The following is a 24,397-nucleotide window of genomic DNA, read 5'->3' on the forward strand; positions in this document are numbered from 1 at the left end:
CGGAACAAGGGCGCAAGACCGCTTTGGCTTCATTATGGATGAGCGCGCTATTGCACCGCGTAGCAGTCAACAAACCAGCAGCCTATCCCCAAAAAACCACCGCGTGCATCTTTGATTCGACCGATGGATTTGAGAAAATCAATCTCAGCTGGCGATAGTAGCCACGCTTTCCACACCAAATCCTTGCGATTGGCCTCAAGCTGCACCCAAACCGGCGCATCACGTGGCACACGCTGGATTGGAATCAAACGATTTTGCTGATCACGCACCTGAAACGCCGCCGACACCAAATAATCCTTGCCATCCAAACGAATCACCGGCGGCGCATAATAATCCATCTGCGCATAAGCCCCTTCCGGCAAAATCCGCGCCGCAAAGGCGGGCAGGGCGCTGAGCAATAAGCAAACCACCAAAAATAAACGCATACGCCACCTCGTTAACTGATGAGCTTGATGGTAACAAGCCCAGATTTGTCAGGGAAGTTTTAATGTGAGAGTCGGGTGGAAAGGTTGAATCAAAAGCAAAAAAATACCCCGCGAATGGCGGGGTATTTAGCTTATGAATTTTTAAGCCGCTTAGGTCGCGTCTTGGCAGCTTTTTGAAGCTAATTTAGTGTTACCTACGTCTGAAGAGCAAGTCCATAAACCTTCGGCATCACGTGTATAGGTAATGATTTTCCCTGCGACAGTTGCTGGGCCGCCAATAATTGTGCAAGTCATTGTGCCTTCACCTGCTGAAGATATTTCAGCAGTTGCTGTGCAGTTAGCTGTTGTTTCTTTCAGGCCAACGTCAGCGAAGGTGGCAATTGCTGTGCCATCATTTAGCAAGGTATCAGCGGCCGTTTTGGCTGCAGCAACTTCTGCTTGCGCCGCAGTAAATTTAGATTTTGCGGTGTAATCTTGGTAGGAAGGAATAGCCACTGCAGCCAAAATGCCGATAATCGCAACAACGATCATCAATTCAATTAATGTAAAACCTTGCTGAGCTTTATTCATAGTCATTTTAGAAATCCCTTTTATTTGTAAATGGTTTTTTAAACCTGAGTCAATGATTTAGCAGATTTTGTGCCAGATTTATATTTGAAATTTGGTATTTTTTACAAAATGACAATTAAATATGCCTGTGGAATTTAATTCTTTTCTTGCTGGGTTTTTGTGATTTTTAAATAATTGATTTCAATTTTTTATTTTAATTTGGTATGTAAATTAATTGTTTTTTATTGGATAAAATAAAAAAGCCCCGGCAGTTAAGCTGGGGCTTTTTGAATCAGCTGATTAACTTAAATCAATTAACCTTGGCAAGATTTAGATGCTAGTTTCAATTTGGTTGCCGCATCTGCTAAATCAGATGCACATGTCCAAGCGCCATCATTTGCACGAGTTAAGGTGATTTTTTTACCTGCAACTGTTGCTGGACCACCAACAATAGTACATACAATAGTGCTTCCTGTTACAGTTGTTGTGCAATTGCTAGTTGAACCTTTTAAGCCAACTAAAGCTAATCCAGCGGCATCTGCAGTAATTGCTACACCATCATTCAGTTGAGAATCAAAGCCTGTTTTGCCTGCGGCAATTTCAGCTTGAGCTGAGGTGAATTTAGCTTTTGCGGTGTAGTCTTGATATGAAGGTATCGCAACTGCCGCTAAAATACCAATAATTGCAACGACAATCATTAGTTCGATTAAAGTAAAGCCTTGCTGTGCTTGTTTCATGTTCATGATTTAACTCCGAGTTTAAATGTATATTTAATTTTTTATTTAAATTAAAAAATTAGCCTTGACAGCTTTTTGACCCAAGAGTGGCTTTGTCGCCCGCAGCTAGATCCGAAGAGCATACCCAGCTTCCATCAGCAGCCGTACGTGTGTAAGTAATTTTTTTACCAGCTACCGTAGCAGGGCCACCATTAATAGTACAAATCATGGTGCCATCGGTACCATCAGCAGCAACAAGTGTTACTACATTTGTGGTGCAGTTTGCAGTACCTTGTTTAAAGCCAACTAAAGCTGTTGTTGGTGGGACGCCATCGTTTAAAGACGCATCAAATGCAGTTTTACCAGCAGCTACTTCAGCCTGTGCTGCAGTAAATTTCGATTTGGCTGTGTAATTTTGGTAAGAAGGAATTGCCACCGCAGCTAAAATACCAATAATTGCGACGACGATCATCAATTCGATGAGTGTAAAACCTTGCTGTGCGCGTTGCATGTTCATTCTCCGAAAGTTAGGTAGTCATTCTGACTTGAAACATGACATGCAACTATCGTGCCAGCTTTTTATAGTTGTTTTATTGACAGATAATTAGAGGTGATTTGTAAATTTTGCCGTAAAACGTCACTTTGTTTGACTGATTTTGGCAGTAAGTAGGGGCTAAACATTAGCTAGTAGCTGCGATTGGCGTAGTGTAATCGGAGACACATATTATTTTTGCGGTCGCTTCATGCGCGTAAATACGCTGCGCTATTCGCAACTACATTTCCCACAAATCCTAAATCCCCATACACAGCCGCAAATTAATTATCACCACCACGGCCACGGTAGTTTCTGAGTTCGATCAGGCGTTGGTTGCTGGAACCGCGCCAGGGTTGGCTGGTGGGGTGGTTTTGTTCGAATTTGCCGTCGATGAGCACGTCGATGTATTGCAAGATGGCGAGGTCTTGTAGGTCTTCGAAGACGTAGCCGGTCCAGAGCCAGATGTTTTTTTCGGGGTAGCGTTGTTTAAAGGCTTGGCAGAGTTTGAGGATGGCGTCCCGATTGGCGGGGTGCAGCGGATCGCCGCCGGATAGACTCAGGCCATCGTGCGTTGCACAGGCTTGTAATAGCTGTTGCTCGATTTCGGCGGTGAAGGCTTGGCCGGATTTTCTATCCCATGTCGATGGGTTGTAGCAACCTTCGCACGCATGTTGGCAGCCGCTGACAAACAGCGTCACGCGGATGCCGGGTCCGTTGATGAGATCATGCGTGTAATAGCGGTCGTAATTCATGGGTATAGCGCTGTGGGCTTTTCGTTAAAATGCGGGTATGGGTATACCTGTTGTTTATGATCGTGTTCAGATTGTGTGTTGATGGTGGTTATAGCATCGCGGCATTCCCTCTCCCTTGATGGGTTAGGGTGAGGGTGATACTACCGAGTATATTTTAAGCTCAACACCCCCATCCCAGCCTTCCCCCATCAAGGGGGAAGGGGCTGCAGTCGATTTACTCAAGCAGTTGTGATTTAACGTCGCAACAGCCCATCTGAACAAAGCCTGTGTTTTTCGGTTAGCTGCGATGGGCTTCGCATCATCGCAGGCATTGCCGCGCCAACAGCGCATTTTAATTTCTGCAGCCGCTTCATGCGTGCGAATACGCTGCGCTATTCGCACCTACACTTTTCCCAACTCCCAATCACTCAACAGTCTGCGCGTGGTGTTTAACTCGGCGCATGACTTCTTTTTGTTTGCCGTTGTTAAACGGTCTAGCGTTGGGGCTGCCGAGGTAGCCGCAGACTCGGCGGGTGACCGATAGCGTGGCGCTGTCGTGGTTGCCGCAGTCTGGGCAAACAAAACCGTTGGCGGTGGCGAGGGTTTCGCCCATAAAGCCACAAGCGCCGCAGGCGTCAACCGGCGTATTACTGCCAAAATACGGCACACGTTCGATGGCGTAATCCCAAATGCGTTCGAGTGCCAATAGATTGTGCTTCATATTGGGCAGCTCAACATAAGTAATGTGGCCGCCGGTCGCGAGCTCGGCATAGCCGGTTTCAAAGTCGATTTTTTCAAATGGATTGACTTTGCGATACACGTCCAGATGGAATGAATTGGTGTAATAGCCTTTGTCGGTGACGTCGCTAATGTCGCCAAAGCGTTCTTGGTCGAGTTTACAAAAGCGGTAGCACAGCGATTCACTGGGCGTGGAATAGAGCGAAAAGCCAAAGCCGGTTTCTGCTTTCCAGCGCTGCGTGGCATCCCCCATGGTTTTGACCACATTGTGCAAAAAGGCTTGCGCTGCGCTGGCATCGGCAGGGTGTTGACCAAAAAGTAATACGCCGACTTCGTGTAAACCGATATAACCCAAAGAGATCGAGGCACGACCATCTTTAAATAGCGTCATGATGTCGTCTTGCGGCTTAAGTCGAATCCCAAATGCGCCTTCGGTATACAAAATCGGGGCCACATTGGCTTTGACGCCTTGCAGACGTTGGATGCGAATATTGAGTGCGCGTAAGCACACTTGCAGGCGCTGCTGTAATAACTGATTAAATTGCTCGATATTGCCTTGCGCTTCAATGGCAATGCGCGGCAGGTTCAGGCTGACTACCCCTAGATTATTGCGGCCGTTAAGGATTTCTTGGCCTTGTTCATCGCGCCAAGCGGGCAAAAAGCTGCGGCAACCCATAGGCGATACGGGCACGCTAGAGCCAGTAATTTGGCGATTGAGCTTGGCCGAGATAATGTCCGGATACATGCGTTTTGAGGTGCATTCAAGCGCCAATTGTTTGATGTCGTAATTGGGATCGGTGGGCTTGAGGTTGATGCCTTCGTCGATAAAAAACACCAATTTAGGGAATACCGGTGTGGTGCCTTCTTTGCCCAAGCCTTTAATTCGCACCCGCAAAATCGACTGCTGAATAATCCGCTCGGCCCAGCTGGTGCCCATGCCGAATGAGAACGTCACAAAGGGCTGCTGACCGTTAGAGCTAAATAGCGTGTTGATCTCATATTCACACGCTTGAATGCCGTCGTAGGCTTCTTTTTCGGTGCGCTCGGTGGCGTAGCGTTCTGGGTCGGTAATGCCGTATTCATGGGCAATGGCTAAATTTTTGGCATGGCTTTTTAGTACATACGGCGCTAGCACTTGGTCCAAATTGGGAATGGTGGTGCCGCCATATTGATGGCTGGCCACTTGGGCGATAATTTGCGCGGTGACCGCACAAGCTACACCAACGGATTTAGGGCTTTCAATTTTGGCATTGCCAAGGCGAAAACCGTTTTTGAGCATGCCTTCTAAATCGACGAGGCAGCAATTGGTCAGTGGCAAAAACGGTGAGTAATCCAAATCATGAAAATGGATATCGCCTTGGTGGTGCGCTTCTAAAATATCTTTGGGCAAAAAGGTGCTGGCAAATTGTTTCGAGACAATGCCGGCCATCAGGTCGCGCATCACCGGAAACACATTGGCGTCTTTATTGGCGTTTTCCGTAGTGGCTTCGCTGTCGGTTTTATTCACTAAGCCCATCAGTTTGGCGTGTAGCTCAGAGCCTTGCGCGCGCGTGCGATCTCTATCGTAGCGATATTGGATATAAATCCGCGCCACTTCGGGGTAATCATGCATCAAGGCGTCTTCGACCCATTGCTGAATCGTTGGAATATCTAATAAGCCGGCAGGAGCATTGTGCTGGCTCATCGTGCGGCATTGCGCTTCGACTTGGCTAGTGATTTGCTCGGCCAATTGTTCTGGCTGCGGGTATTTCGCAGCAGTGGCAGCGCGGCGGCAGGCTTCAAAAATTTTGGCACTGTCGTAGGCGGCTTTGGCACCGTCGCGTTTAATCACTTTGAGCATTGCTGTTTTTTCCTTGATGCGTAATCAGTGGTACAGGTATTGAGATTATTGGCTGACAGACATTTTGCTTTTGGCCTGTCATTTATTTGTGGCTTTATCTCGAAGCAAACACAATATATGGTGTTTTATACTTGCTTGCTGCACATAATGAGCTGCTTTTGATGATGGTCAATATTTGGTTTTTTTGTTTGGTTGAGGCCAAATAATGACAATTTGTCGTGTTTATGCCGCGCCTTTGCACGGCTTTACTGGGCTGGCAAGCGTTGATGCTATGCTGAAAATCTCTTTGCAATATCTACAGAACGATCTGTTTATGAAAAAATTACTGTTGGTTGTTTTGCTCGGTTTAAGCTGGCTGCCTGCGGTGTCGGCAAAGGATAAAAAAGAGCTGCATTTATTGCCCAATAGCAATGTGCAGCGCAGCGCGAATGCGGTGTTGTCTTTGATGTCGTATTCGGTGATTTTGGATTTAGCCGCCAGTAGTTTGTCGATTAAAGGCTCACAAAGCGAAAATCAAAAATTAATGATGACGCAATTGGGCGGCGGCGCCACCATCAGCAAAGAGTTGCCCTTGTATTTGGAAGGCGCATTAGCTGGCAGCCGTTTTGACCCGACATTTGTCGCCACCAATGGTGAAGAAGAGCGTGCTATCCCATTGAAATGGACTTCTTTGAGCGGTACGGGCGGTATCGGCTGGGATTTTCCGATTGCAGAAAACTGGGTGCTGCGACCGATTTTTAATTTTTCACTGGGCACAGTGGCGAGTGATTTAAAAATCGCCAATTGGTGGGTTAATTATAAAACCGGTAAAGAGTTTAATTTTTTTGATAAAGGCAGCATGAATGTGTATGGCTTAGGCGGCGCTTTGATGCTCGATTACGAGCTGGTTAAGCCCGAATATGAAGTGGATTTAGAGCTGCGCCTATCGCAAGTGCATTTGCAAACGTTTAAAACTGACGATGCGGTAGCAGGCAGTGCCAATTCGCAAACCGCAAATCTATGGACGCGTTATCGCGCCCCCACTGGCATGACTTTTTTAAGCCGTCCGCTGCGTTATGTTTTAGAAGCATCGCATTCACATTATTACGGCGATCAGGCTGGGGTATTGGGCTTTGATTATTTATCCACCTTGGGGCTGGGATTTGAAGTTGATAGCAGCGCCCATCCCGTGTTTGTAACCCGTACCCGCTTTATAATGCGCTATATGTTCGGCCCGAATGTATCAGGCTCTGGGATGAGTATTGCGATGAGTTTTTGATGGGATTAGCTTTCAGCCAATATAAAAAAAAATGCCATTGTAGGGTGGAATAAGCACCGCGCATTCCACCTGGTCGCGAAGCTTATGGTGGAATGCACTTCGTTTATTCCACCCTACGGTTGGCCGATTTTAATTGCTTGATTGTTGGGTATTGCCATCTAAGCATTTAAAATTAATTGCTAGAAGGCAATACCTTGGTAGTTGAAGTTTTAAATTCCAGCAGTTTGGCTGCGATTTAAAGCATAAAGCGGGCAAGGTCGTCGTTGCTGGCGACGCTGGCAAGTTTGCTGCTAACAAATTCAGCATCAATGGTCACCGTACCGCGTTTAGCGTCAAACGAAATATCGGCGAGTAAACGCTCCATCACGGTATACAAACGGCGCGCGCCGATGTTTTCTGTGCTTTCATTCACTTGCCACGCCATGTGGGCCAGTTTGCGAATGCCGTCTTCGGTGTATACCAGCTCAACGTCTTCAGTCGCTAGCAAAGCTTGATATTGCTTGGCGAGGCAGGCATCAGTGCCGGTTAGAATGGTGGCGAAATCGTCCACTGTAAGTGAATTGAGCTCAACGCGAATTGGGAATCGGCCTTGTAATTCTGGAATCAAGTCCGATGGTTTGGCCAAATGAAACGCGCCAGAGGCGATAAACAAAATATGGTCAGTTTTGACCATGCCGTATTTGGTGGTCACGGTGGTGCCTTCCACTAGCGGCAGCAAATCACGCTGTACACCTTGGCGAGAGACTTCGCCGCCTTGCCCTTCGGAGCGAGTGGTTACTTTGTCGATTTCATCGATAAACACAATCCCATTTTGCTCAACAGCGCGCAGCGCCTCGGCTTTGGTGTCTTCATCATTGACCAGCTTGGCGGCTTCTTCGTCGATCAATGCTTTGAGCGCATCAGGCACTTTGAGTTTTTGCGCCTTGGTCTTTTCACTCATTGCACCTTTAAACATATTTTGAATCTGGCTAGAAAAGTCTTCCATTCCCGGTGGCGCAAAGACTTCCATTGTCGGTGCTGTGGCGGCGACTTGGATTTCGATTTCTTTGTCGTCAAATTTGCCTTCCCGCAGCATTTTTCGGAATTTTTGCCGCGTTTCGCTCATGCCATCATTGGCATTGACTTCGCCATAGGCTGGCGTTGCAGGTGGCAACAGCACATCCAGTACGCGGTTCTCTGCGGCATCTTCGGCCTTGATGCGATTTTTGCTGATGGCTTGATCACGAACTTGTTTGATGGCGATTTCGATTAAATCACGGATGATGCTGTCGACATCTTTGCCGACATAGCCGACTTCGGTGAATTTAGTCGCTTCAACTTTAATAAATGGTGCATCAGATAATTTGGCCAAGCGGCGGGCGATTTCGGTTTTACCGACGCCAGTTGGGCCAATCATCAAAATATTTTTTGGCGTGATTTCGCTGCGCAGTGGCTCGGCCACTTGCTGACGACGCCAGCGATTACGTAGCGCAATGGCAACAGCTTTTTTGGCTGCAGCTTGGCCGACGATGTGCTTGTCGAGTTCGTGAACAATTTCTTGTGGAGTCATTTGAGTCATTGCGTCGTCCTTAATTCATACGGTTTTGAATCACATCAGGGCATTTGGTAATTTTTAAAGGTCTGAATGCGACGGGTGACGACGCCGCTGGAATTGTTGTTGCGATTACCGATGTGCTTTCGGCTGTGATTAGCTCGTGCATTTCCCTGAATTTTGACTAATCTACTAAATATGGCTTGCGTGGAGATGACGTTTGCTTGTTTGAATCCTTGTTTCACAATGATTTAAATGTATAAAATTTTGCGTGTGTTGTAAGAGGCGACCACACGATGCGGTTTAACAGGGGCGCATGATGATTGATGATGAAAATTGGCTCGAAGAAGATACTGATTTATCGCTCCGTGCGGAGATAGAGCCGTGGAATGTACTGGTGGTGGATGATGAGCCCGATATTCATCATGTGACCAAATTGGCCTTATCTAATATTGATTTTTTAAACCGACCGCTTAATTTATTGTCGTGTTATTCCGGCGCAGAAGCCTTGGATATGCTCAATACGCGGGACGATATCGCCTTGGTGTTGCTCGATGTGGTGATGGAGTCAGAAGACGCCGGTTTAAATGTGGCGAGAGATATTCGCGAAAAACTACACAATCACCATATTCGCATTATTTTACGCACCGGCCAGCCCGGTGTTGCACCAGAACGACACGTCATTGAAAACTACGACATTAATGATTACAAAGCCAAAACCGAGCTGACTCGCGATAAATTGTATACGGCGGTGCTAGGCACATTGCGCTCGTATAACGACATTATGTTGATTGAACATCAACGCCGGCAATTGGATGCCAATCGTCGTGGCTTGATTAAAGTCGTCGATGCGTCGACGACGATCTTTAAGCAGCAATCGGTGATTAAGTTCGCGCAAGGCGTGCTTGAGCAATTGCAGTCATTATTGTTTTTTGAACAAGACGCGTTGTATGTGGTGGTGACGGGTGGGCTGGCGGCTTTATCGCAAAGCGATGATTTAACCATTATGTATGCCACAGGTGGTTATCAGGCTTTTTGTGGGCAGACCTTGGCTGATGCCGAATTAAGTCGCTTAAAACCATCGATTGACGAAGCACTGGCGCAGCGACATAGCATTTTTGCGACAGACCATTTCATTGGTTTTTTTCAAGCACCTTATGGCTCGGTGAATTTACTGATTATTGATGGTCCGGTGGCGCTGTCGCATCCTGATTCCAATTTAATCGATATGTTTTGTAAAAATGTCGCGATTGCGTATGAAAACTTGATGCTCAATAAAGAGATCGAAGAAACGCAGCGCAGCATTATTTATCAGCTGTCAGAAGTGATCGAAAATCGCTCCAAAGATACCGGCAAACACATTCACCGTATGGCTGAGTTTTCTTATGCGCTGGCCATTGAGCTGGGCCTGAGTGAAGAAGAGGCCGAGATTATTCGCATCGCCAGCCCCTTGCACGATATTGGCAAAGTCGGGATTCCGGATTTGGTGCTCAATAAACCCGGCGTTTTAGATGCCGAAGAGCGGGCGGTGATGAATACACATGCGCAGCTCGGTTATGAAATGCTCAAAGCGTCTAAACCACGGATTTTAAAAATGGCGGCCGTCATTGCCCACCAGCATCATGAAAAATGGGATGGCAGTGGTTATCCGCAGCAATTGGTGGGTGAGCAGATTCATATTGCTGGGCGAATTATTGCTTTGGCCGATGTGTATGATGCGCTGGCGCATTCACGTTGCTACAAACCACCATGGTCGCGTGAGCGGGTGTTGGATGAAATTAAAGCCGGATCGGGTAAACATTTTGATCCGCAGGTGGTGGATGCGTTTTTCCGTTGCTTACCAAAAATTGAAGAAATCAGAATGTCTTATCGAGATTACGCTGACTAATCTATGCGTAAGGCGTGACTTTTACGGTTAGAATGGGCGATTGTAATAAATCGCCCCTTTTTTTGCCGTTAGCAATCGATTGCTGGATTAAGTCGTGAAGCAAAATGTTTTTTGGCGTTGTTCTCTCGTCGTAGGCTACGGTCTGAGCAACGCTTTGCGTTAACATTTTGTCCGCGTCACTGAGTCAATCAATGGATTAAACCAAGGTCATGCGCCAATGAATAAAGACTACCTCGAACGAACACTCTCAGCCCGTGTATACGATGTTGCGATTGAATCGCCGCTAGAGCACGCTCCGAATTTATCTCGTCGTATTGGAAATACGGTGTATTTCAAGCGCGAAGATATGCAGCCAGTGTTCTCGTTTAAAATTCGTGGCGCGTATAACAAAATGGTGCAGTTATCACGCGCGGATTTAGAGCGTGGTGTGATTGCCGCCTCGGCGGGCAATCACGCGCAAGGTGTGGCGATGGCCGCGCAATATTTAAAATGCCGCGCAACGATTGTGATGCCAGCCACTGCGCCGCGCATTAAGGTGGACGCAGTTACGCGCCGAGGTGCTGAAGTGGTGCTGATTGGTGATTCTTATTCTGATTGCTACGAACACGCGATGAAACTAGCGGCGCAATCGGGAGCCACTTTTGTGCATCCTTATGATGATCCCGATGTGATTGCTGGGCAGGGCACAGTGGCGATGGAAATCTTACGCCAACATCCTGATCCGATTGACGCGGTGTTTATTCCGGTGGGTGGTGGTGGCTTGCTGGCGGGTATGGCGGCATATATCAAACGTTTGCGTCCAGAAGTTAAAGTTATTGGCGTTGAGCCTACTGATGCCAATGCGATGTATTTATCGCTTAAATTGGGCGAGCGTATTACTTTGCCGCAAGTGGGTATTTTTGCTGACGGCGTTGCGGTCAAGCAAGTGGGCGAAGAAACATTCCGCTTATCACAAGAATTTGTTGATGATGTGATCTTGGTTGATACCGACGCGATGTGTGCGGCGATTAAAGACGTGTTTGAAGACAATCGCTCGATTTTAGAGCCTGCCGGCGCATTGGCCATTGCGGGGATGAAGGCGTGGGCGGCACGAGAAGGCGCTCAAGATAAAACTTTTGTGGCGATTGCTTCTGGTGCCAATATGAATTTTGACCGTTTGCGCTATGTTGCAGAGCAAGCCGAAATGGGTGAGCAGCGCGAAGCGATTATGGTGGTTACGGTGCCGGAAAAACCGGGTAGTTTCCGCACCTTCTGCAGCTTGATTGGCGCGCGTAATGTCACTGAGTTTAATTATCGCTATGCCAAAGAAAGCGAAGCGCATGTGTTTGTTGGCTTGTCGATTCAGCATCGCTCCGAAGTGGTGGATTTAATTGCCACCTTAGCAAGCCATGAATTGGCCGCGGTGGATTTAACTGACAATGAATTGGCTAAATTGCATATTCGCCATTTAGTCGGTGGGCATGCGCCGCAAGCGGTGAATGAGCGTTTAATTCGCTTTGAGTTTCCAGAACGCCCTGGCGCTTTGTTGAATTTTTTAAATGGTATGAGCGACAACTGGAATATTTCTTTATTTCATTATCGTAATCATGGCGCGGATTATGGTCGAGTATTGGTTGGGATTCAGGTGCCGCCAAGTGATGATGCCGAATTTAATGCCTTCCTAACGCGTTTGGCTTATCCGTATTGGTTAGAGACGCATAATTTGGCATACCAATTATTTTTGGGTACCGAAGCCGCGAGTTGATTTTAATCTGACTATTTTTGTTATTTTGATGGCAGGTGTTGTTTGGCACCTGCCATTTTTTTATGACGCTGTTCTTTTGTAACGATATCACTTTATAGTGGCATGTTTATTTTGCGCTCAGCGCAAAGCATTATCATTGCCTAATCAATAGAGTGTTATGTTTGAGCTAAAAAAATACACAGTTTTTATTGTGACGCTATTGCTTGGCTTGCTGTTCACGCTAGCGAGCATCAGCTTGTATTATTGGCAGGCCATTGATTCGGCGCGTGGTCGCTGGCAACAAAGCCAAGATCAGTTAATAGCGCATTTTCGGACGCAATTAATATTGGCCCAGTCCGATTTGCAGCTCATTCAAGCGGCTTTTATCGCGCAAAATCAACTTTCCCCCGAGCAATTCAGCCAATTGCAATTACAAAGTCAATCCCGAAAAATCAGCACAGGCGTGCTGGCGATGGGCTTTGTGCGTCCGGTCTCGGCGGACTTTTTGCGCCAATATATTGAGCAAAATCGCAGCGATACTCGCTTTGCGACTGAGTTTTATTCGGTATTTGATGTCGCTAGCCCGCAGCAAAAAGAAGCCTTACAGATTGTGGATATGCTCAGCCCACTCAATAGTACGACTGCGCAGTGGTTGGGTTTTAATTTGGCCCATGATGCGGCGCTGAAACGCGCTTTAGAGCGTGCCAAAAGCAATGGTCAGCCGTGGATGAGTGATGGCTTTACTGCTAGCTTGGTGCGTACTGAGTCGTTGGTGATTTATTTACCGATTTATCGCAGTTTATTTAATCCGAGCACGCCTGCATTAAGAGCGAGTAATTACTTGGGCAGCGCCATTGTTTTACTACCCAGCAAACCTTTTTTTGCTGGGCTAGAGCGCTTGGCTGGCGCGGCGGGCTTGGCTTTTCGCGTCGTGGATCAGGGGCTCATTGATGCCGTGGGGCGAACAAAGGCCGCGGCAAAAATACGTTATACCTCGAGTCAATTTAAGCCAGAAGTGAGTGAGTCCTGGTCATTGGTGCCGCAGAATGTTTTGGGGCGGCAATGGCGGTTTGAATTTCAACCCATCGTCAGTGCCATCAGTTTGCAGCAAATGCAGTTCATGACGTGGTTGGCGGTTTTGGGCTTGGTGTTTAGTTTGTTGTTGGCCAGCTTATTACAGCGTCGCACTCGCATGCCGCAGCCAGCCATGGATGACAACGTCGACAAGCAAAGTTTGCGTTTAACTCCGGAGCTACCAACGCGTACATTACTTGAAGCGGTGAGTGACCCTTTGATATTGCGTGATGCACGCGGGCAAATTACTTACGCCAATGCCGTCGCCGAGTTGCGCTTGGCTCAGCATGACCGTAGTTTGCTTGGCAGCATTGATGCGGTATTTGATGCTGCTGAATTAGGGCGATTAAGCATGCCGCAGCAACTGATGGTGAGCCATATTGATCGCGACGAACAAATGCGGCAGTACGAACTGATGCTCAAGCCCTTGCGTGATGATCGCTTGCAGTGGATTGGTACGGTGATGCAAGCGCGAGATATTAGCGCCAGTTCAGCCACGATTAAATCCTTGCGTGAGCAAGTTGAGCGCTTAAGCATGATGGTGGATATTTCCAATGACTGGTTTTGGGAACAAGACCGTGAAGGGCGATTTACTGCGGTATCGGGCGGGTTTTTTACTGATTTAGACATTAACCCAGCGCTGTTTATTGGCAAATGTCGCTGGGAGTTGGGCCAAGGCGGTTTATCGGCGGCGCAGTGGGCGGCGCATCGCGCGGTGCTGGCATCGCAACAAGCGTATCGTGATTTTGAGTATCAAACCGAATTGAATCAGCAGTCGCTGTATTTAAGCGTTTCAGGTCGGCCCGTGTTTGACCATAACGGTGAATTTATCGGTTACCGTGGTGTGGGCCGCAATGTGACGGCGATTCGCTTGGCGCAAGCGGCGCTCTTGGCTGAACAACAGCGCGCCCAAGCAACCTTGGCTTCGATTGTTGATGGGGTGGTAACGACGGATTTAAACGGCCGGATTTATTATCTAAACCCTGTGGCCTCCGCCTTATTGGGCTGGGAGCCAGAAATGGCGCAAGGGCAATATTTAAGTTCGGTTTACCAAACCATCGACACCAAAACGCGCTTGCCGCTGGCGGGCTTAGCAGCATTGGCTTTGCAAAATTCAACCCCAGGCCAGAGCGCACGGCGCAGTATTTTACTCAATAAACTTGGCCTGCATTTTTATATTGAAGAAAGCGCTGCGCGAATTCGAGACGAAGCGCACGGCACTTTGGGGGCTGTTTTGGTGTTTCGTGATATTAGTAATTGGCAAGATGAAGAGGCGAGAGTGTTTGGGTTTTAGGGGTATAACTTTCTAGGCTTTATTTGGCTTAGCTTTGCAAGTTATACCTATGGTTTGTAGATTGTGCAGAAATTTGATGCTGTGCCGCGCTGGTTGGTCTGGGGCTTAAAAACTCGTCCAAGCGCACCGAGTGAGTCAGAGACAAACAGTTATATCGTTTGGCTCAAAATCGATCGAGGGAACAGCGGAGCTGGGCGAGATCAAAATCGCCTTTCTTTTCCCCTCTTTTCTTTGGCGAGACAAAGAAAAGAGGGTTCAGCCACTGACTGCGACTGTAAACGGTGCTGCCGCAGGTTCTTAAAAACTTTAACACGTCGTTTGCACAAACTCCCAGACCGAGCTCCAGTCATCACTGAACCCGCGTCGTGCTGGGCGGGCCATGTTGTTGGCGACTTAACCGAGCTTAGTCGGCCAGACCTTCAAACAGTTTGGTGGATAAATAGCGCTCGCCAAACGACGGGATAATAATCGCAATCAGCTTGCCAGCGTTTTCTGGGCGTTTGGCTACTTGTAGCGCTGCCCAGACTGCCGCACCGGCTGAAATACCGCACAAAATGCCTTCTTGTGTTGCCATTAAGCGGGCAGTGGCAAAGGCATCGTCATTACTCACGCCAATCACTTCGTCGTAAATCTCGGTATTGAGCACTTTAGGCACAAAGCCTGCGCCAATGCCTTGAATCGGATGTGGGCCTTTGGCGCCGCCAGACAACACTGGGCTGGCTTCTGGCTCAATCGCAATCGCTTGAAACGACGGTTTTTTGGCTTTAAGCACTTCGGTAACGCCAGTAATCGTGCCACCGGTGCCTACGCCAGCGACCAAGATATCAATTTGCCCATCGGTGTCTTCCCATAATTCAATCGCCGTGGTTTGGCGATGAATTTCTGGATTAGCTGGGTTTTCAAACTGCTGTGGCATTAAGTAATTGGCGTTTTCTTCGGTGAGCGCTTTAGCTTTAGCAATCGCGCCGCCCATGCCATCCGGTCCCGGCGTTAAAATCAGCTCCGCACCATAGCCGCGTAATAAGGCACGGCGCTCTTTAGACATGGTTTCTGGCATGGTTAATACCAATTTATAACCGCGCGCAGCGCATACCATCGCCAAACCAATCCCCGTATTGCCCGAGGTAGGCTCAACAATCACCGTATCGGCGTGGATGAGGCCAGCCTTTTCGGCCGCATCGATCATGCTCACGGCAATCCGATCTTTAACCGAGTGCGATGGATTCATGTATTCCAACTTGGCCACCAAGGTGGCTAAGCAGCCTTCGGTAATGCGGTTGAGTTTCACCAATGGGGTGTGGCCGATCAGTTCAGTAACATTATTCGCGATCTTCATAGCAGCTCCAGCTAAAATTAAACGGCAATCTGCAGATTGTAGACGGTATTATGTGCACAGTTAAAAGCACTTTTTTGCCTAAGGAAAGAAGCAATGCAGATATACCGTGTTGGCGGCGCTGTTCGTGATCGTTTATTGGGTTTGCCAGTCAAAGACATTGATTGGGTGGTGGTGGGTAGTACGCCACAAGCGATGCTCGATTTGGGCTATCAAGCGGTAGGAAAAGACTTCCCTGTGTTTTTGCACCCTAACACACATCAAGAGTATGCGCTGGCACGCCTTGAGCGTAAAAGCGGCCATGGCTATACCGGCTTTGAAGTGCAGGCTAGCCCCGATGTTACTTTAGAAGAAGACCTGCTGCGCCGTGATTTAACCATCAATGCTATTGCCGAGGACGAGCAGGGCAACTTGATCGATCCCTACGCTGGGCAGGACGATTTAGCCGCGAAAGTATTACGCCATGTTTCACCGGCTTTTGCCGAAGACCCCGTGCGAATTTTACGCTTGGCACGCTTTGCCGCGCGCTTTGGTTTTGCAGTAGCACCAGAAACCATGACTTTGATGCGGCAAATGGTCATCGACGGTGAAGTCGATCATTTAGTCCCTGAACGTGTTTGGCAGGAAATGGCCAAAGGCTTAATGGAAGCGCAGCCCAGCTTAATGTTTGCCATTTTGCGCGAATGTGGCGCTTTAGCCAAAATCGCGCCAGAGATTGATGCGCTATGGGGCGTGCCGCAGCGTGCCGATTACCATCCAGAAGTCGATACCGGCGTGCATGTCATGCTGGTGCTGGACTATTGCGCCGCGCAAGGCTGGCCACTGGCAACGCGCTTTGCCGCGCTGTGTCACGACTTGGGCAAGGCCGTAACGCCGGCCGATGTCTTGCCGCGCCATATCGGCCATGAAGCACGCGGCGTGCCGCTGGTAGAGCGGCTGTGTCAGCGCTTGCGAGTGCCAACTGAATGTAAAGAATTGGCCGTTTTAGTCTGCCGCGAACATACCTTGGTGCATACCGCCGAGCAATTACGCCCCGAAACGCTGTGTGCTTTATTCATGCGCTGCGATGCTTTGCGTCGGCCCGAGCGATTTAAGCAATTGCTTGATGCGTGTTTGGCCGATGCGCGTGGTCGCTGGCAGTTTGAGCAGTGTGACTACCCGCAGCAGGTCTTTTTGTTGCATTTGCGTGATGTGGTCGCCGCGGTGGATGCAGGGGCAATTGCGGCGCAATGTTCGCAGCCGCAACAGATCGCCAAGGCTGTACAAGCGGCCAGAATTGCCGCGATTGCCCAAGCTAAGCTAGCAATACTTCGTTGAATTGTTAGCGGCTGATTTTAAATTTGCATGCCGGTTTATGGCTTGGGTTTATATCGTGTGTGTGATGGTTTGAGTTTTGATTGTCAGTATTTATTAAGACTTATTTAGTCGCTATAGACCGCACTCTCGCTAGAGAGTGCTTTTTTTTCGGCGAAAAAAAATGCCTTTGCTAAGCTGAATTATCCATGTTGCGAGGCAATATCATGAAAGTGGCTCAGATTAAAGTCAGTAATATTAAGGATTTAGAGGGAAAAATAGCAAATATAAGTCAGATTGATCCTCATTTCTTACTGGTTTTTGCCAGTCGAGCCTTATTGACTGATACGCAATGGTTTAATCAATTGCGTCAGCATTTTCCAACAGCGGCCTTATTGGGCTGTTCCACTGCCGGTGAGATTGCCAATGACGGCGTAGATGATGATTGCTGCGTGATCACGGCGGTACATTGGCGGGCAGGGATTCCTTTTTGTGCGATCACACCCTTGGCAGGAATGGCCGATAGTGAGGCCGCAGGGCGGCGTTTGGCTGATGCCCTCAATCAGCATCCACTGGGCGGGGTACTGGTACTGGGCCAAGGGGCGGATATTAATGGCAGCGCCTTGGTGCAAGGCTTGATTGCAAATTTAACTGCCAAGGTACCGGTCATGGGCGGGCTCGCTGGGGATGGCACCGCATTTAGCCAAACCTTGGTGCTCAGCAACGAAGGCATTGCCAGTAATAGCATCGTTGCCATGGCGATCCCGCCGGAGATTGCGGTGGGGCATGGCTCGTTTGGTGGCTGGCAACCCTTTGGTCCTGCTCGGCGCGTTACGCGCAGCGTGGGCAATGTGCTGTTTGAGCTTGATGGCGAGCAGGCGCTGGATGTGTATAAGAATTACCTCGGTGAATACGCCGCTCAATTGCCGTCATCGGGCTTGCTGTTTCCATTTGAAATGCTCGGGCAAGATCATCAGGCAATGGGGGTCGTGCGGACTATCTTGGGCGTGAATGAAGACGATGGCAGCTTGATATTGGCGGGCGATATTGTGGCGGATGGTTATTTACGGCTGATGCACGCCAGTAATGACGCACTGATTGAAGGCGCAGAAGCTGCCGCCCATGCCGCACAAATGCTGGTGACGCCAGCCGATCAAAGTTTGGGCTTATTGGTCAGCTGTGTGGGGCGAAAACTGGTGATGGGGAGCCGAGTTGATGAAGAAGTTGAAGCGGTTGCCGATGTGTTTGGTCAGCATGTCACACTCGCTGGCTTTTATTCCTATGGCGAAATCAGTCCGTTTGTGAGCTCAACTGAGTGCAAATTACACAATCAGACCATGACGATTACGACATTGAGTGAGCCGCAAGTATGAATCGAATGCTTGCTCGTCAGTTAAAACGCCATTTGGCGTGGGCCGATGAAGCAATGTCTGAGGCTCAGCTGTGCGCAATCGAAGAATATATTGCAGCACACCCTGAATTTCCTTGTCTGGGTTTAGGGGCAAATTTTCGGCGTTTATTGACTGTGATTGATGAAGCTTATCAGCAGTCCGAACGTGATTTGGCATTGAGTTCGCGTAGCCTACAAATTAGCTCGGATGAATTAACCCGCAGTAATGATACTTTGCGGCTCGAAAGTGAAACCAGACAAAGAGCAATAGATGCTTTATGGCAAACCGCGTGCCAGCTACAAATGAGCTTGGGTCTGCCGGTGGTAAATAATGCGACGGCAGATTTAGAGCAATTATCGATTTTGATGGGGCAGCTGGTTGATGCGCGCCAACAAGCCGAGCTGGCTTTACAAGCACAAGCAGCACAATTTCAAACGCTAGTGAATAATATTCCGGGCGTGGTATTTCGCCGAGAGATCGCTAAGCCTTGGGGTATGCAGTATATCGACAAGGAAATTGAAGTGCTCTCGGGCTATACCCCGAATTTATTTCTAACTTCATCACCACAGCTGAGTTATCACACCCTCATCATGGTCGATGATATGGTGCTGCTCGATCGAGCCATTGCTACGGCCGTCGCGGGCGGCGAGCGTTATAGCGTTGAATATCGAATTCATGATGCACAAGGTGTTTTGCATTGGGTTTATGAGCGTGGCCAAGTGTTGCGCGATACGCAGGGTCAGGTGCAGTATTTAGATGGGATATTGTTTGATATCACCGAGCAAAAACAGGCTGCACAGCAAGTACGGCAACTTTCTGCCGCCATCGAAGCCAGCCCCAATCCAGTTTTAATTACCAACTTGCAAGGATTGATTGAGTACGCCAATCCAAAATTTGAGCAAACCTTTGGCTTTACGAGCGCAGAAATGCTGGGCAGAAGTCCGGTCGATGTACTCGGTGGTGGCGTGCCTAACCCTGTGGCGCACAATAAAATTTTGCAGCAAGTATTACAAGGCCAAGAGTGGCATAAAGATTTACGTAATATTTGTAAAGATGGCTCTTTGATTTGGATGTCCGTCTCTATTTCTCCGATTCGAGAGCAAAGCGGAGAAATTACGCACTTTGTGGCCGTTTATGACAATATCGAATTAAGAAAAGCCGTAGAAACCGAACTCATTAATGCCAAAGAAGCGGCCGATCAGGCAAATCGCTTAAAAAGTGATTTTTTAGCCAATATGAGTCATGAAATTCGTACGCCAATGAATGCCATTATTGGTATGACGCATCTCACATTACAGACTGAGTTAAATAATAAGCAAAGAGATTATTTAAGCAAAATTAGTTTGGCTGCAGAATCATTGCTGCATATTTTGAATGATATTTTGGATTTTTCAAAAATTGAAGCCGATCGCTTAGGGATGGAAACCATTCCATTTAGATTTGATCAGGTATTAAATCAAGTTCGTTCTTTGCATGAAATAAAAGCCGAGGAAAAGAAACTTGAATTAGAAATAATTCTTGCGCAAGATTGCCCGTCTACTTTATTAGGTGACCCACTTCGGATAGGGCAAATTCTCAATAATTTGGTGAGTAATGCCATTAAGTTTACGAAAGAAGGTAAAATTAAAGTATCTGTGGAAGTCGTCGCACAATTAGAAAATAAAGTTCGCTTGCATATTGCAGTACAAGATAGTGGTATTGGCCTGACTCCGATTCAAATGAGTAGTTTATTTAAGCCATTTTCTCAAGCCGATAGTTCAACAACCCGAAAGTTTGGTGGAACAGGGCTGGGTTTATCGATTTGCAAAAGCTTAGTTGAAATGATGGAGGGCGAGCTTTGGGTTGAAAGCCAAGTCAATCTTGGCAGTACTTTTCATTTTACGGCATGGCTGGCCTGTGCCTCGGTTGATATTGAGGTGGATAATCCAACCCAAAATCGAAAAAATCTGAATGGGGTACGTATTTTATTGGTTGAAGATAATCCATTAAATCAGCAGGTTGCACAGGAATTACTCACCGGTGCCGGCGCTAGCGTGTTATTGGCTCAGCATGGTGGCGAAGCTTTAGGCTGGTTATCGATTGATCCATTGCCGTGTGATTTTATTTTTATGGATTTACAAATGCCGGTGCTAGATGGGCATCAAACGACGCAATTAATTCGTAGTGATCCACGTTTTGTCGATTTACCCATTATTGCGATGACGGCGCATGCAATGTCCGATGAGCGGCAGCGCTGTCTAGAAAATGGCATGAATGATTATATTACCAAGCCGATTCGCCCCGATGTTTTATTTGCCACCGTAATTAAGTGGGCGGCAACGCAAAATATTATTCTTGATGATATTGAAGTGATTCAGCAACATTTTAATGAAGATCATCTCATTCAATTTCCAGGGATCAATACGCAAGAATTATTGCAGCGGTTTATGGGGGATAAAAAATTATATACCCAACTGTTTAAACAATTTTTACATGAATATAAAAATGGCAGTGAAACATTAACGCACTTACTTAAAAAAGATTTAAGGGGTGCTACGTTATTTGTTCATTCAATGAAAGGCGTTGCGGGTACTTTAGGCATGCATTCACTCCTTGAGGCGACGATTGCACTCGAAAATAATCTAAAGCAAGATCCCAAAGCAACTACTAAAAATGCAACGGCATTTTGTTTAGAGCTCGATAGAATGATTGAAATGGTTTCAACAGCCTATAGCGAGTCCGCGGTGAGTAATCTGGCGGTGGTATCAAATTCAGCCGAAGCTGAGCTGTTAATCGAGCAGTTATTTGAATTACTCGATGCCTGCGATGGCGAGTCCGTTGAGATTTATTATAAATTACGCGATGATTTAGAGCATGTCGTGGATGTGAGTTTACTTGATCGGCTGGGTTGCGCGATTGCCAATGATTTTGATTTTTCTGCTGCGACCAGGTGGTTAAAAGAAATTCAATTAGCAAGGGGTTTGTCATGAGTGAAATACTGACTAACTATCGACAAACTATTTTGCTGGTTGATGATACGCCAAATAATTTAACGGTACTGAATGCTATTTTAAAAGATACCTATAAAGTTAGGATTGCGAATAATGGTGAACAAGCATTACGTTTAGCCGAGCGTTTGCCGATCCCCGATTTAATTTTGCTGGATGTCATGATGCCGGGGATGGATGGATTTGAGGTATGTCGCAGGTTAAAAAATAATGTATTAACTGCAGATATTCCCGTTATCTTTTTAACGGCTAAAACCCAAGAAGTTGATGAAATTAATGGGTTTAATGTTGGAGCTGCAGATTATTTACACAAACCATTAAGTCCAGCGATTGTTTTGATTCGAGTTAGAAATATCTTGTTAATGCAAGATTTAAAAAACTCAATCCAAGAGCATAATTTATTATTAGAAGATCGCGTTGCGCAGCGTACTCAAGAGCTTTATAAAATGCAGGACGCCATTATTATGGCGATGGGGGTGATGGCTGAATTGCGGGATGAAGAAACTGGCCTGCATTTAAAACGCACGCAAGAATATGTACGTTTATTGGCCAATGCGGTGATGAACCACCCTCGATTTATAGGTGAGCTCGATAGCATTAGTATTGAATGGATGGCTAAATCAGCGCCTTTGCATGATATTGGTAAAGTCGGCATTCCGGATGCGATTTTGCATAAACCGGCGCGTTTAACGCCGGAAGAATTTAGCATTATGAAAAATCATCCAACATATGGCCGGAATATTATTTTAGAAGTGGAACGAATGTTGGGAGGGGAAAGCTTATTTTTACGCTATGCGCGTGAAATTGCCTATGGTCATCAAGAAAAATGGGATGGTTCTGGTTATCCTCTTGGTGCGAAAGGCGAAGAAATCCCGGTGAGTGCTCGATTAATGGCGCTGGCCGATGTGTATGATGCATTGCGTAGTCGGCGGGTATATAAGCCGCCATTTTCACATGAAATGGCGATGAATATCATTATTGAAGGGCGTGGCAAGCATTTTGACCCTGATTTAGTCGATGCGTTTCAAACTTTAGCCGATCGATTTGCACAAATTGCCGAAGAATATGCCGATCCAAATGATGAAGATATTAACGATATGGCTTGCTCGGCGAATCATTAATTAGTCATCTAATGCGCAATGAATCGGCGATGGTTTGATCATTTGTAGATAAAAAAGCGGCCGCAAAATGAGGCCGCTTTGTTTTATGGCTGCGCTTTATTTTTTAAAGTATGCGCTATGGCTTTTGGCAAATTGGTAGGCTTGTTTGCTATCCCAATTGATTGACCAAGTCATAATGCCGCGTAAATCGGGCTGTGCTTTCAATGGTTTGTAAGTGCCGCAATTTTGCAATTTCATTAAGCAATCCAAGGCTTTTTGCGTTTCGGCAATCGGCAGGTAACCGCCACCGGCTGCGCTGGTCGTTGCTGGTAAACCAAAGCCCACTTGGTCAGCACGCAGTGCAGGGAAGGGTTTATTGACGTCGCCACCCAAATTAAAGCCAGTGAGCAGCATATCGGTCATCGCCACTTGGAAGTCCAGCGTACCTTGTGAATATTGCTTGCCATCGGTGCCACCAATGCTGCCGGTGTTGTAATGCTGAACGTGTAGCATATTCAAATCATCACGTAAGCCGTGGATGATCGGCAAGTAGCCGCCCCATGTACCGCCGTAGAAGCCATGCCCACCTTGAACGTAGTTCACCTCCGGCGCCATCGTCAGAATAAATTTGTCACCAAAGCGAGCTTTGATGGCTTTCACGCCAGCGATCACGTTCACAATTTGTGGCGTAACGGGTTTGCGATAGTCGTCTTGAGCGGTAATGGTTAGATTGTTTTCCATGTCTAGATCGAGACCATCGAAACCATATTTGGCAATGATGTCGCCCAGCGTTTTAATAAACCGTTCACGCGCTTCGAGTGAGTCGATCACAATCACCCCATTGGCTCCGCCTAAAGAAACCAATACTTTCACGCCCTGCGATTGTTTGAGTTTAATGTCGGCGATAAATTCAGCTTCGTTAAACAATTTATCCAGTACAAAAGCGGCGGTACCTTTGGCGGCGCTTTGATCGCCTTCGACAAACGAGACATTGATGATGTTGTATTCGGCCGGCACGTCTTTGAGGCGCATTACGCCAGAGCCATTGTCAAAATTGTGCCAGTAACCCACCACCACGTGCTTAGGTAGCAAGTCAGTACCCGGTGTGGTGCTTGGGGTGGGGCTAGCGGTTGGGCTAGCAGTTGGGGTTGGCGATGGGCTCGTTGTCACCGTTGGTGTCGGTGAAGGGGTCGGGGTGATGACCGGTGGTACCCAATAGCCACAAGTGCCAGGTGTCGTTGGCGGCACCCAAGTGCTGCCCGGGATTGGGGTCACAATCGGGCAAGGGGTGGCCGTTGGCGTTGTTGTGGGGGTTGCTGTGGTCGTTGGTGTTGCTGTTGGGGTTACGGTTGGAGTTGCTACTGAGCCTGAAATTAATTTCCATGGCCCCCATTGGTCGCTGCCTGGCACATTGCCTTGGGTCCACCATTTGGCTTCATAAATGGCGCTACCGACGCTCACGCGTGCGCCACCGTTATACACTTTGCTGGCATCCCAAGCGGCTACACCGGTGCTCGGTGGTGGGGTTGGGGTATTGCTTGCGACTGGGCTGGTGGTGGGGGTGGCTGTTGGGCTTGCTGTTGGATTGGTGCTTGGGCTTGTCGTCGGTCCTGCCGATGGGGCGGGGCTAACGCTGCTGCCGACTTCTTTCCACAGTGTTGGCGTTGCCGCTGGATTCCAGCCGGCACCGACATAAGCGGTGTGCGTGACTAAAGCGCTATAGGTTTTTCCGTTGTAATCGACGATGGTATTGGCCGAATACGTGCTGCCTTCTTGCCATGTTGCGGCCTGAACGCCAGCGGCGAAAAGCAGTGCGCCAAGCAGACTGGCGATGCGAATTGTGTTGCGTGTCATGGTCGTCTCTTCCTGTTGGTGTTTGGCAATCTGGATTGCCAAGCCTGAGTCGAATGCTCAAGTTCACAAGAATATTAGGCGCTTTTCTTACTGATATAAACGTCTGGCTGAATAGTGTTGCGGCTTTATAGTCATTA

The 24,397-nt window shown here is 47.7% G+C and carries 17 protein-coding genes; 8 read left to right on the forward strand and 9 right to left on the reverse strand.

Annotated elements, in window-relative coordinates:
- Window positions 1-47 precede the first annotated feature (47 nt).
- The 6 genes from HQN60_RS08405 to nrdD form a co-directional block, all read right to left on the reverse strand.
- Complete coding sequence (locus tag HQN60_RS08405) at window positions 48-425, reverse strand: hypothetical protein (protein ID WP_173533225.1); 378 nt, start codon at window positions 423-425, stop codon at window positions 48-50.
- 150 nt (window positions 426-575) lie between these two features.
- Window positions 576-1,001 (reverse strand): pilin, encoded by a 426-nt coding sequence (locus HQN60_RS16370; protein ID WP_282099282.1) that lies wholly within the window; start codon window positions 999-1,001, stop codon window positions 576-578.
- A 287-nt stretch (window positions 1,002-1,288) separates the two neighbouring features.
- Complete coding sequence (locus tag HQN60_RS08415; RefSeq protein WP_173534650.1) at window positions 1,289-1,711, reverse strand: pilin; 423 nt, start codon at window positions 1,709-1,711, stop codon at window positions 1,289-1,291.
- Window positions 1,712-1,769: 58 nt separating this feature from the next.
- On the reverse strand, window positions 1,770-2,201 hold the full coding sequence (locus tag HQN60_RS16375; protein WP_173533226.1) for a pilin: 432 nt from the start codon (window positions 2,199-2,201) through the stop codon (window positions 1,770-1,772).
- A gap of 305 nt (window positions 2,202-2,506) precedes the next feature.
- Window positions 2,507-2,977 (reverse strand): anaerobic ribonucleoside-triphosphate reductase activating protein, encoded by a 471-nt coding sequence (gene nrdG, locus HQN60_RS08425; protein WP_173533227.1) that lies wholly within the window; start codon window positions 2,975-2,977, stop codon window positions 2,507-2,509.
- A gap of 403 nt (window positions 2,978-3,380) precedes the next feature.
- Complete coding sequence (gene nrdD / locus HQN60_RS08430; protein WP_173533228.1) at window positions 3,381-5,534, reverse strand: anaerobic ribonucleoside-triphosphate reductase; 2,154 nt, start codon at window positions 5,532-5,534, stop codon at window positions 3,381-3,383.
- Window positions 5,535-5,739: 205 nt separating this feature from the next.
- Here nrdD and HQN60_RS08435 point away from each other — a divergent pair, with 205 nt between their 5' ends.
- Window positions 5,740-6,792, forward strand: a complete 1,053-nt coding sequence (locus tag HQN60_RS08435) for an autotransporter domain-containing protein (protein WP_217390073.1) — start codon at window positions 5,740-5,742, stop codon at window positions 6,790-6,792.
- A gap of 235 nt (window positions 6,793-7,027) precedes the next feature.
- On the opposite strand, the gene hslU is transcribed toward HQN60_RS08435, so the two are convergent.
- Window positions 7,028-8,350, reverse strand: coding sequence for an ATP-dependent protease ATPase subunit HslU (gene hslU / locus HQN60_RS08440; protein WP_173533229.1), 1,323 nt, complete (start codon window positions 8,348-8,350; stop codon window positions 7,028-7,030).
- 289 nt (window positions 8,351-8,639) lie between these two features.
- Here hslU and HQN60_RS08445 point away from each other — a divergent pair, with 289 nt between their 5' ends.
- From HQN60_RS08445 to HQN60_RS08455, 3 genes are all read left to right on the forward strand, one after another.
- Window positions 8,640-10,211 (forward strand): response regulator, encoded by a 1,572-nt coding sequence (locus tag HQN60_RS08445; protein WP_173533230.1) that lies wholly within the window; start codon window positions 8,640-8,642, stop codon window positions 10,209-10,211.
- A gap of 217 nt (window positions 10,212-10,428) precedes the next feature.
- Entirely contained in the window at window positions 10,429-11,955 is a 1,527-nt protein-coding gene (ilvA, locus tag HQN60_RS08450) for a threonine ammonia-lyase, biosynthetic (RefSeq protein ID WP_173533231.1), read from the forward strand.
- A gap of 157 nt (window positions 11,956-12,112) precedes the next feature.
- Window positions 12,113-14,302 carry a PAS domain-containing protein gene (locus tag HQN60_RS08455; RefSeq protein WP_173533232.1) on the forward strand — a complete coding sequence of 730 codons (2,190 nt, stop codon included), beginning with the start codon at window positions 12,113-12,115 and terminating at the stop codon, window positions 14,300-14,302.
- A 403-nt stretch (window positions 14,303-14,705) separates the two neighbouring features.
- Here the strand turns inward: HQN60_RS08455 and cysK are convergent, their stop codons facing one another.
- Window positions 14,706-15,638 carry a cysteine synthase A gene (gene cysK / locus HQN60_RS08460; protein WP_173533233.1) on the reverse strand — a complete coding sequence of 311 codons (933 nt, stop codon included), beginning with the start codon at window positions 15,636-15,638 and terminating at the stop codon, window positions 14,706-14,708.
- Window positions 15,639-15,731: 93 nt separating this feature from the next.
- Between cysK and HQN60_RS08465 the strand changes: the two genes are divergently transcribed.
- The 4 genes from HQN60_RS08465 to HQN60_RS08480 all read left to right on the forward strand — a co-directional run bounded on the left by HQN60_RS08465 (window position 15,732) and on the right by HQN60_RS08480 (window position 22,427).
- Complete coding sequence (locus tag HQN60_RS08465; RefSeq protein ID WP_173533234.1) at window positions 15,732-16,952, forward strand: multifunctional CCA addition/repair protein; 1,221 nt, start codon at window positions 15,732-15,734, stop codon at window positions 16,950-16,952.
- 203 nt (window positions 16,953-17,155) lie between these two features.
- Window positions 17,156-18,301, forward strand: a complete 1,146-nt coding sequence (locus tag HQN60_RS08470; protein WP_173533235.1) for an FIST signal transduction protein — start codon at window positions 17,156-17,158, stop codon at window positions 18,299-18,301.
- Complete coding sequence (locus HQN60_RS08475; RefSeq protein WP_173533236.1) at window positions 18,298-21,288, forward strand: ATP-binding protein; 2,991 nt, start codon at window positions 18,298-18,300, stop codon at window positions 21,286-21,288. The genes HQN60_RS08470 and HQN60_RS08475 overlap by 4 nt, the downstream gene beginning before the upstream one ends.
- Window positions 21,285-22,427, forward strand: a complete 1,143-nt coding sequence (locus tag HQN60_RS08480; protein WP_173533237.1) for an HD-GYP domain-containing protein — start codon at window positions 21,285-21,287, stop codon at window positions 22,425-22,427. The genes HQN60_RS08475 and HQN60_RS08480 overlap by 4 nt, the downstream gene beginning before the upstream one ends.
- A 96-nt stretch (window positions 22,428-22,523) precedes the next feature.
- Here HQN60_RS08480 and HQN60_RS16380 read toward each other — a convergent pair whose 3' ends face one another.
- Window positions 22,524-24,260, reverse strand: coding sequence for a chitinase (locus HQN60_RS16380; RefSeq protein WP_308419397.1), 1,737 nt, complete (start codon window positions 24,258-24,260; stop codon window positions 22,524-22,526).
- Window positions 24,261-24,397: the final 137 nt, after the last annotated feature.

This window comes from Deefgea piscis, assembly GCF_013284055.1.
GTDB lineage: Bacteria > Pseudomonadota > Gammaproteobacteria > Burkholderiales > Chitinibacteraceae > Deefgea > Deefgea piscis.